Annotated in this window: 7 protein-coding genes and 1 CRISPR repeat array; all 7 genes read right to left on the reverse strand. The window is 26.1% G+C overall.

Annotated features, from left to right (window positions below; all coding sequences use genetic code 11):
• The first annotated feature begins 3 nt into the window (after nt 1-3).
• A CRISPR array of direct repeats spans nt 4-363; the repeat unit is 30 nt; unit sequence CTTTACATTCCACATAGTTAATATAAAACT.
• Nucleotides 364-826: 463 nt separating this feature from the next.
• Nucleotides 827-1,090, reverse strand: coding sequence for a CRISPR-associated endonuclease Cas2 (gene cas2, locus BUB51_RS11105; protein WP_035164500.1), 264 nt, complete (start codon nt 1,088-1,090; stop codon nt 827-829).
• 1 nt (nt 1,091) lies between these two features.
• Nucleotides 1,092-2,075, reverse strand: a complete 984-nt coding sequence (cas1b, locus tag BUB51_RS11110; RefSeq protein ID WP_073197772.1) for a type I-B CRISPR-associated endonuclease Cas1b — start codon at nt 2,073-2,075, stop codon at nt 1,092-1,094.
• A gap of 2 nt (nt 2,076-2,077) precedes the next feature.
• Nucleotides 2,078-2,593 carry a CRISPR-associated protein Cas4 gene (gene cas4, locus BUB51_RS11115; protein ID WP_073197774.1) on the reverse strand — a complete coding sequence of 172 codons (516 nt, stop codon included), beginning with the start codon at nt 2,591-2,593 and terminating at the stop codon, nt 2,078-2,080.
• A gap of 14 nt (nt 2,594-2,607) precedes the next feature.
• On the reverse strand, nt 2,608-4,848 hold the full coding sequence (locus tag BUB51_RS11120; RefSeq protein WP_073197776.1) for a CRISPR-associated helicase/endonuclease Cas3: 2,241 nt from the start codon (nt 4,846-4,848) through the stop codon (nt 2,608-2,610).
• A 108-nt stretch (nt 4,849-4,956) separates the two neighbouring features.
• The gene (cas5b, locus tag BUB51_RS11125) at nt 4,957-5,718 is read right to left on the reverse strand and encodes a type I-B CRISPR-associated protein Cas5b (protein WP_035164508.1); all 762 of its coding nucleotides are present in this window, start codon (nt 5,716-5,718) and stop codon (nt 4,957-4,959) included.
• Nucleotides 5,719-5,726: 8 nt separating this feature from the next.
• Complete coding sequence (gene cas7i / locus BUB51_RS11130; RefSeq protein ID WP_073197778.1) at nt 5,727-6,611, reverse strand: type I-B CRISPR-associated protein Cas7/Cst2/DevR; 885 nt, start codon at nt 6,609-6,611, stop codon at nt 5,727-5,729.
• Entirely contained in the window at nt 6,604-8,307 is a 1,704-nt protein-coding gene (gene cas8a1, locus BUB51_RS11135) for a type I-B CRISPR-associated protein Cas8b1/Cst1 (protein WP_083599612.1), read from the reverse strand. Before cas8a1 ends, cas7i begins: the two co-directional genes overlap by 8 nt.
• Between the last annotated feature and the right edge of the window lie 92 nt (nt 8,308-8,399).

Raw genomic sequence — 8,399 nt, forward strand, 5'->3', positions numbered from 1 at the left:
TTTCTTTACATTCCACATAGTTAATATAAAACTTTTGGTTTATATATATTACTTTTAATTAATTTTCTAGCTTTACATTCCACATAGTTAATATAAAACTACTTTTAAACTTCTCAATAAATTAAAAAAAAGAACTTTACATTCCACATAGTTAATATAAAACTTTCTAGGTATGTTGGTAGTGAAATTCGACTTAAAGACTTTACATTCCACATAGTTAATATAAAACTTTGTTCTATCCATCTTATCATCTCCTTTCTAGTCTACTTTACATTCCACATAGTTAATATAAAACTTATAATGAAAACTTATAAATATAGCTAATTTGTCTTTCTTTACATTCCACATAGTTAATATAAAACCCCATTTTTATAATAACTGCCTATAAGAAGTTTGAAGGCTTACAACATACTTAAATCTAGTTATGATTAGTATTTTTGCAGTAAAGTTATAGTAATGTTTTTTGTAATATAAATTTAAAGCCTTTTATTTAAGATATTTCAATAGATTTATACCTTTTTTTATCAAAACCGCTTTACTGCAACTTTAAAATCTTTCCAACTATTAGAAATAAAATTTTCAGGTTAAATAAATCCTAAAAATGATTTTGTTTAAAATAAAATATTAAAACAAAATTAAAACAAAATCTTCGATTTAAACAATTTAGAATAGATTTTGCTATATCCATTACAGAATTTATATTCAAAATTATCCACAAATTAATGCTGCTTATAATGACTCTGGTATGTAAACATTCCAGATAAAGTTTCAATGAAATCGATATTAAATCTTTAAAATATAATATTTTATTATAATTTCTTATGAATTATAAAAAAATATCATCAAAACTTTTATCAATACCAATCACTTTTTTCTTTATATGACTAGATGTTTTAATTTCATAAATATAAAGAGAGTCTTCTTGCTTGTTTAAAATCTTATTTACTTCATAAAGACACTTTTTCAATTTTCCTTCTGTTATTTCCCCTTCAAATACTGAATTCTGCGTCCAAATTAAGTATTCCTTTAACTTCTTTCTAACTTTATTAACTCTTTTCTCCCCAACATCATATGTAAGTATAACAAACATACTACCACCATGCCTTCAAAGGTTTATATTCTTCATCGCCTATAAAATGTTTAATAAGTTTATAACATTCCAACTTTATAAATGTTCTATAAGATACTTTTCTTTTCAATTTTCTATGTTTTATAGTCGTATCTAATTTTCTTTCATATTCGGAAATAAATTTTTTTCTACCTTTCTCATTTAGATAACATATCCCTTCATCTATATTAAAATCATCAAATGTTATTATTCTATTATTTACTAAATAAAATATTACTGTATCAACAACCAAAGGCTTAAATATTTCTGATATATCTAAACTTAATGAAAATCTTTTAACCGATGGTTCATGTAAAAAACTTATTGTCGGATCTAGTTGTGTTTTATATATCTCGGACAATACAGTCATATACATTAAACTATTTCCAAAAGATATCATCGCATTTACTGGATCAGTTGGCGGCCTTTTTTCTCTTTTTTGAATATTAAAGTCTGATTTTAATATTTTACTGAATGACTTATAATAACTTTTTCTTATCCTTCCCTCTATCCCCATTAATTCATCTATTCTCTGTGCTTTTTCTATGTTATTTCTCTCAATTTGTATTCTTTCTATTAAATCCTCTATCCCCTCCTTATGTCTTCTCATATTCTTAAGAATATGATGAACAGCACTGTCTACAAATGATTTTGCTATGCAAAGTCTTTTTTCATAATCATTGTAATGAGCTGCTTGATTTACTAATGTAAAACCGGAAACATTCTTTTTTCTTGGATAATAAGTACCAGAATAATGGCCATAATAATTGTAAAAGTTAAGCATTATTCCATATTGTGACAAATAATTTATAAGTTTAGAATTCAAATCTATTTCTCCGAATAAGTGAATACTGTTTATCTGCTGAATAGGTAATGCTCTTTTATTTTCTAGACAATCTATAAAATATATTGTATTATCTTTTCTTTTTAACCTTCCATTGTTGAATATATAAAAATCTCTTGACATAACTACACCTCTTTTGCAAAGCAGAATTCATAATATGCACATTTTGTGCAATATGGTAATTTAACCAATTCAGGTGGTTTTTTCTTTTGTGAAATTTCTTTAATGTCGATTAAAGCCTTTTCGATTTCCCGCTTATATTCATTGGTTAATTCTATCTCTTCTTGTCTTCTCTCTTTTACATAATTTATCTGTCCCTTTTTCTTTATTCCTAAACTATCTAAATAATACAAATAGTAAATAAGCTGCATTTTATCAGCTTTCGTCATCTTACTACTTATTTTTACTTCTCTTACATAATCGTTATCTAAAATATCTATTTTTAACATATCATCTATTAATACTTCTTTTTTCTTTAATCTTTTGTAGGAGTTTTCATGAACTAATTTACCTATCATTACCCTGTCGCTATTTTGCTCCATAGTTATCCCTTTTGAATATAACCATAATTTTCTTTTGCATATATAATAATAATTTACTTTTACTCCTTGAACTTTGAAATTATCTAAATTAAATTCCATTATATCACCTTACTTTATAAAAACTGTCTCTCAATATCAAACTCATTTAAATCTTTCTTTAGCCCTATTTCAAAACTATAATTATAATCGATTACAGGTATTCTATTAAATTTACCTAGTTCAATATAATCTACTATACGTCCATTTCTTCTTGCTTCTTCAAACATATATAAAGGTATATCTACTATAAAATCTTTAATATCATTTTTCGCTAATTCTCTTTCTTTTTTATCCTTACTTGTCTTTATAATATTTTCGCATTCCTTAATAAAATCTATATCTTTATAATAAACACACATAGGTACAACCGAAACATTTAAAATATTTCTTAATTTAACATCTGCCTTTTCTATTTCAAATTCTCTTATATTCTTAATCTTATTAATCGTATCTCTAATTTTTTTATAATATTCTGCTTCTTCTAATTTCTCTCTTGAATATACCCTTTGAACTATCTTCATCTTCAGTTCTTCATCTAATTTCTGCCCGCTTAATTCTTTTATTGCTTCTTTTGATAATTGAAATATTTTAGGATCAATAATAGATTTATCACTATTACCTACTCCTGATGTGTACTTATCTTTACCTGTATATACATATACATTTGTTACATCATCTTTTAATGTTCTACTCCTATACACTCTTCCCATTCTCTGAAATAAACCAGATATATCAGATAACTCTGTATATAATACGTCAAAGTCTATATCAAGGCTAGCTTCAACTACTTGTGTAGTTACCCATATTCCGCTTTCCTTATTATCCTTATCGCCTATTTTTAATATTTCTCTCTCTTTTAATGCTCTGTGCTTCTTTATAAATCTACTATGTAATAAATTAATGTTAGCACCCGATAACCTATCATTTTTTATTAATTCATCATATATCTCTTGTGCCTTCTTTACCGTATTAACTATAATCAATACCTTTTTATCTTTCCAATTCTCCACTACATGATTTATGTTTATATCTTCCTCTATAACCTCTATTTTGTGTCTAATCTGTACTTTCCCTTTTTCCTTTTTACAATAAGTTACAGGCCCATTAAATTCTATTTCTTCTTCCTTCATAAAATCTAATATTATCTGTGGTAATGTAGCAGTTACTATACTAAATCTTCCTCCAGCTTCTGTAATATATTTTAATGCTACAATCAAATACCCTATCATATCTGGCGAATACATTTGTATCTCATCTATTACAAGTTTTGAATAAGCTAAAGTAGCAAGTTTTAATTCAAACCCCTCATATTTAAATATAAAGTCTATAAGTTGATCTAATGTACATATAGTAAGCGGCATACTAAACTGTTTTGTTTTCTCATAATAATCAATATCCAAATCATCATTTCTCTTTAAATATTCAGAATATGTATCAGAATGAAGTAATGCTACATGTTCAAATCCTATTTTATCTTTAACCCTATCATATATAGCATTTATAGAAACTCTTAAAGGCAATGTAAAAAATCCCTTATTATTTCCTATCCAAAATAAAGCTGCCTCTGTTTTCCCTATACCTGTTGAAGCTATTATTACATTATTTTTATCTTGATTCTTTATCATATATTGTTGTAATTCATTTAGCTTATATCCACTATCCTCTATTGATTTTAATGTTTTTTGAAATAAATCTCTATTAGGCTCTTCAACAGGTATATGTGCGCTTGCCGAATAATCCAGTTTATTAAGCAAACCTTTAGTAAGTATATATTTATAATAAATTTCATTTTCGTCTTCGCCATATATTATTCTTCTATATTTATTTACATATCTCGAATATGATTGATACAATTTCTCTGTTTTGTCTATTTCATCAAATTCAAATAAATCTCTCCATTTTTCCAAGTCTTCTTTTACAATCCTTTTTATAACATCTGAATTCTCTAATTTTGGTCTATTATGATGATAATATATACTTTGATATAAAACTCTTAATTCATCTTCACTATACTTTTTTTGTAGCTTCTTTTTAGGTAAAAAAGCAGGGCTCAAATACCCATGAGGAATCTCTTCTATCTCTGGCAAATCATCTTTTAATTCATCTAATCCCATTTTTTTGTATAATTTATTTTGAAATTTAGTATTCATCTTACCCAAATCATGATATATACAAGCAATCCTTAAAATTTCCCAATCCAAATATTTGATATTCGGATATATACTTTTAAGTCTATTAAATTGAAATAATAATTCCTTTGTATGTTCTACAATACTTTCTCTGTCTTTAGTTTTGGCAAGAAATAAATTGTTCATATGTCGATATCTCCTTCCATTAAATTTAAAGATAGGGTAAAACCCCTATCTTTAAACTTAATATAATACTAAAAATACTTGCCACACTAGTATAGTTAAGTTCTCATTTTAAGCGAAAAAAACTAAATTATTATCTTCGTCTTTGTATATTTCTGTTCCTTCTGTTATTTCATTTCTATTCATAACCCCATGAATCACTTTAACTTTTTCCCATTGCCTAATAGTAGTATTTTTCTTTATTTTTATTTTGTTGTAGACTTTATTAAGATTGTATATGGTTGCATTAGAAGGAAAATCAGATTTAGAAAACATATCTACAGGTATATATGCATCATAATTTAGCTTAACTGAACAATCTTCCAATTCTTCGTTACTTATTTCTACTATCTTCACCTCATCAACTCTAACAATATCTTCTCTTCGTCCTAAAGAGATATACTCTTTAGGCTTCGTAAAATTCTCATAGATTAAATCTAATAATTTCTCATCTTGTGGTTTTATGTGTATTAATAACTCTACATCTACCAAAAGTTCTGCAGTAGAAACTCCTTTTATTATTCCATACGTTTTTTCAATTTCTTCCCCTGTTTTCTTATTTATCTCTCTAGAACTCACCTTTATATTATGCCTTCCTTTTTCATAAGCTGCACATGAAAACTCATATCTTGTCCACAAATCATTTACTTTAGAATGATACTTACCTTGAATGCTTATACTCATATCCTTATACTCTTCAAATCCGCACACATAATGAATCATTCCTATCACAGTTGAGTAAGGAGGTAAAGGATATGTTTCTTTTAACTGAAAACTCGTAGGTTTCTTATAGTTAACTAGATTTTGATAAAGTTTTAGCCTAATAGCCCTCATATTATCACCTACTTAACTGCCTTGTAATACTCATCTACCCTTTTCTTTAACTCATTAAAGAAATCTCCCATATTAAGCGGTTTTAACCTTTCTTCTATATCACTATCATTTTTAAATATTCCTTTAATAAGTCCGCAAATAGTGTTTTCTTTTATATTATCATCTATCTTATAAACATCTTCTATAGTATCTATTAGAATTTTATTGTTTCTAACTTTTAACTTATTTTCGAAAAAAGGATTTTTAATATCATATACTCCACCAATAGCGAATATTGGTGATAAATTCTCCCTTCTTCCCTTTATATCTCTATATAAAAACTTGATAGTATCTAATAATTTATTTATTCTTCTTGCCTTCTCTTCATTTGGAACCTCTATATCATCATTTTCATCTATTCCAACTTTATCCAAATCTATAGTTATAGTATAAACATAGTAGGATTTATGTATCTCACTTTGAGCTATATTACCGCCATCTTTAATTTCTCCATTCTGTTTATTGTATCTATCTAATAAACCTTTGTTAGTTAAAAAATCTAAATCTGCATTAAAGCTCTCTAATGATACTGCATTAGAAAGTCTTACTACTGCTGAACGAGTTTTAGCCGGTTTTTTTGTTTTCATATATCCAAATAAATCAATTTCTGGATAATCTTTAATTGTTGCATCTGGAGCAAATTGTATTACAGAACCATCTAATTCTAATGGTGTCCTATCTTCTCCCATTTGAGTTATAATATTATATCTAATTGCCTGCCTGGAAATATATGTGTAACTATCTCCAGAACCCCTAGAAATCTTCTTTAATGAAGCAACATTTCCAACTCCTTCACCATAATTTGCACTTTCAGCTTCGAATATAAAACTTGCAGTTAAACCTTTTTTATCCATTTATTTCATCCCCCTCATTTTCTTTATCCAATTCTTTCTTTCCGTTCTCTCCCTGAAGTCCTAATAAAAATGAATATCCTAATGTCTGGAATCTATCTTCATCTTTCAATCCTTCAATAAATTCAATCGGTATTTCTTTATTCAAATACATATAAGCATTTATAAGAGTATCCATAAACTTATCTGTATTTTTAGTTTTTAATGCATTCAATAATCTGTAAGATATACCACTTATTTTATTTTTTGAATTTTTGGCTTCATAAGCCTTTTTAAGCTCAAAACCTAACTGTTGAAGTTTATCTATAGTATTATAAGATATCATTTTCCCTTTCATAATACCTCCCAAATAATCATTATTTATTTTAATAATAATTTTTATATTACCAATTTTGGCAAATTTCTCATTCATGTTTAGATACAAAAGTTTATTTATTAAATCAAATTGATTTTTGTTATCATACAATCTTTTAATAACTTCACTATATATATTAATATAATCTCCTATATCGGTCTTTACATAACTATTCACCAAATATCTTAACAACTTCTTATTTTCATATATGATTTTTAATTTATTCTTTGATAGTACATTAAAGGTATACGGTCTTCTATCATTATTAGAATCTAATTTAACTATCTGTATATTATCTATCTCCTTTTCCATATTCTCTACTACACTTTGTTTTAAATTTTCAGATACAGCATAATAACTTTTTTCTTCTAATTCCTCAAACCTAGTATTATGGTCTATCGCAATATTATTAATACTTATCAAAGTTTTAACATCTGAATTTTGATTAATAAATAAACCTCTATCTCTTACTACTGTAAATCCTGCTGGTATACAAGAATATACCAAATTACATATAGGACACACAAACGCATCTCCATAAAAATTCCAGAAATGAGACGTTTTTCGAGACATATCTACTCCTATTTTATTTATCCAAGTTAAATCATAAGAAGCTGGTTTAGATAATTTAGAAATCTTCCTATTACAATTAAAACAGTTATAATTAGAATTGCTATTATCTTCATTATTGATATATTCAATAATACTATTTATAAAATAATTTTTATACTCTTCATACATATTATTTTTATTAGCATTTTTATGTAAAAAACTTACGTCTTTAATGAATTTAGCTATTACATCGTATATGATATTTTTTGCTAGTATTACTCTCTTTACTTCATCTGCTTTTAAAAAATCTATTATATCGCTAATTACATCCAATTGTTCTTTTATATTAGGAATAATATCTTTAATAGTCTGTTTCTTATTTTTCTTTATCTTCTTTAATTTCTTCTCTTCTTTTAATAAGTCAATTTTACTAGATTTGATAATTGAATATCCACTTTTATAGCTGCTGCTTGTTAATTTCTTCTTTGTATATTGGATATGATTATTTATTTTTTCTATATCTTTTTCTGTTATCTCACCTTCATTAAAATTAATTATATAGTCTTCAAAGCTAACTATTCTATACCATGAAGTGAACTTTAAATACTTATCTATAAAATATTTAAAGTACATTTCTTCAAAGTTCTCTAATAGCTCTTCATCAAATTCTATATAATTTGATTTTTTTTCAAACTTTTTCCCACTATGCTCTAATATATTGGCTATTCCAACTATCCCTGCATTATATAGCCAATCTGAAAGTTCTAGCCTTATCCTACTAATCTCCCTCACCGTTGACTTATATCTATAAAAACCTTATAGAAAGCAACGCATACCTATAAATCTTTATAGATTTATAGATCTTATCCGATACTTCTATTATG

It is taken from the genome of Caloranaerobacter azorensis DSM 13643 (assembly GCF_900129995.1).
Taxonomy (GTDB): Bacteria; Bacillota; Clostridia; order Tissierellales; family Thermohalobacteraceae; genus Caloranaerobacter; species Caloranaerobacter azorensis.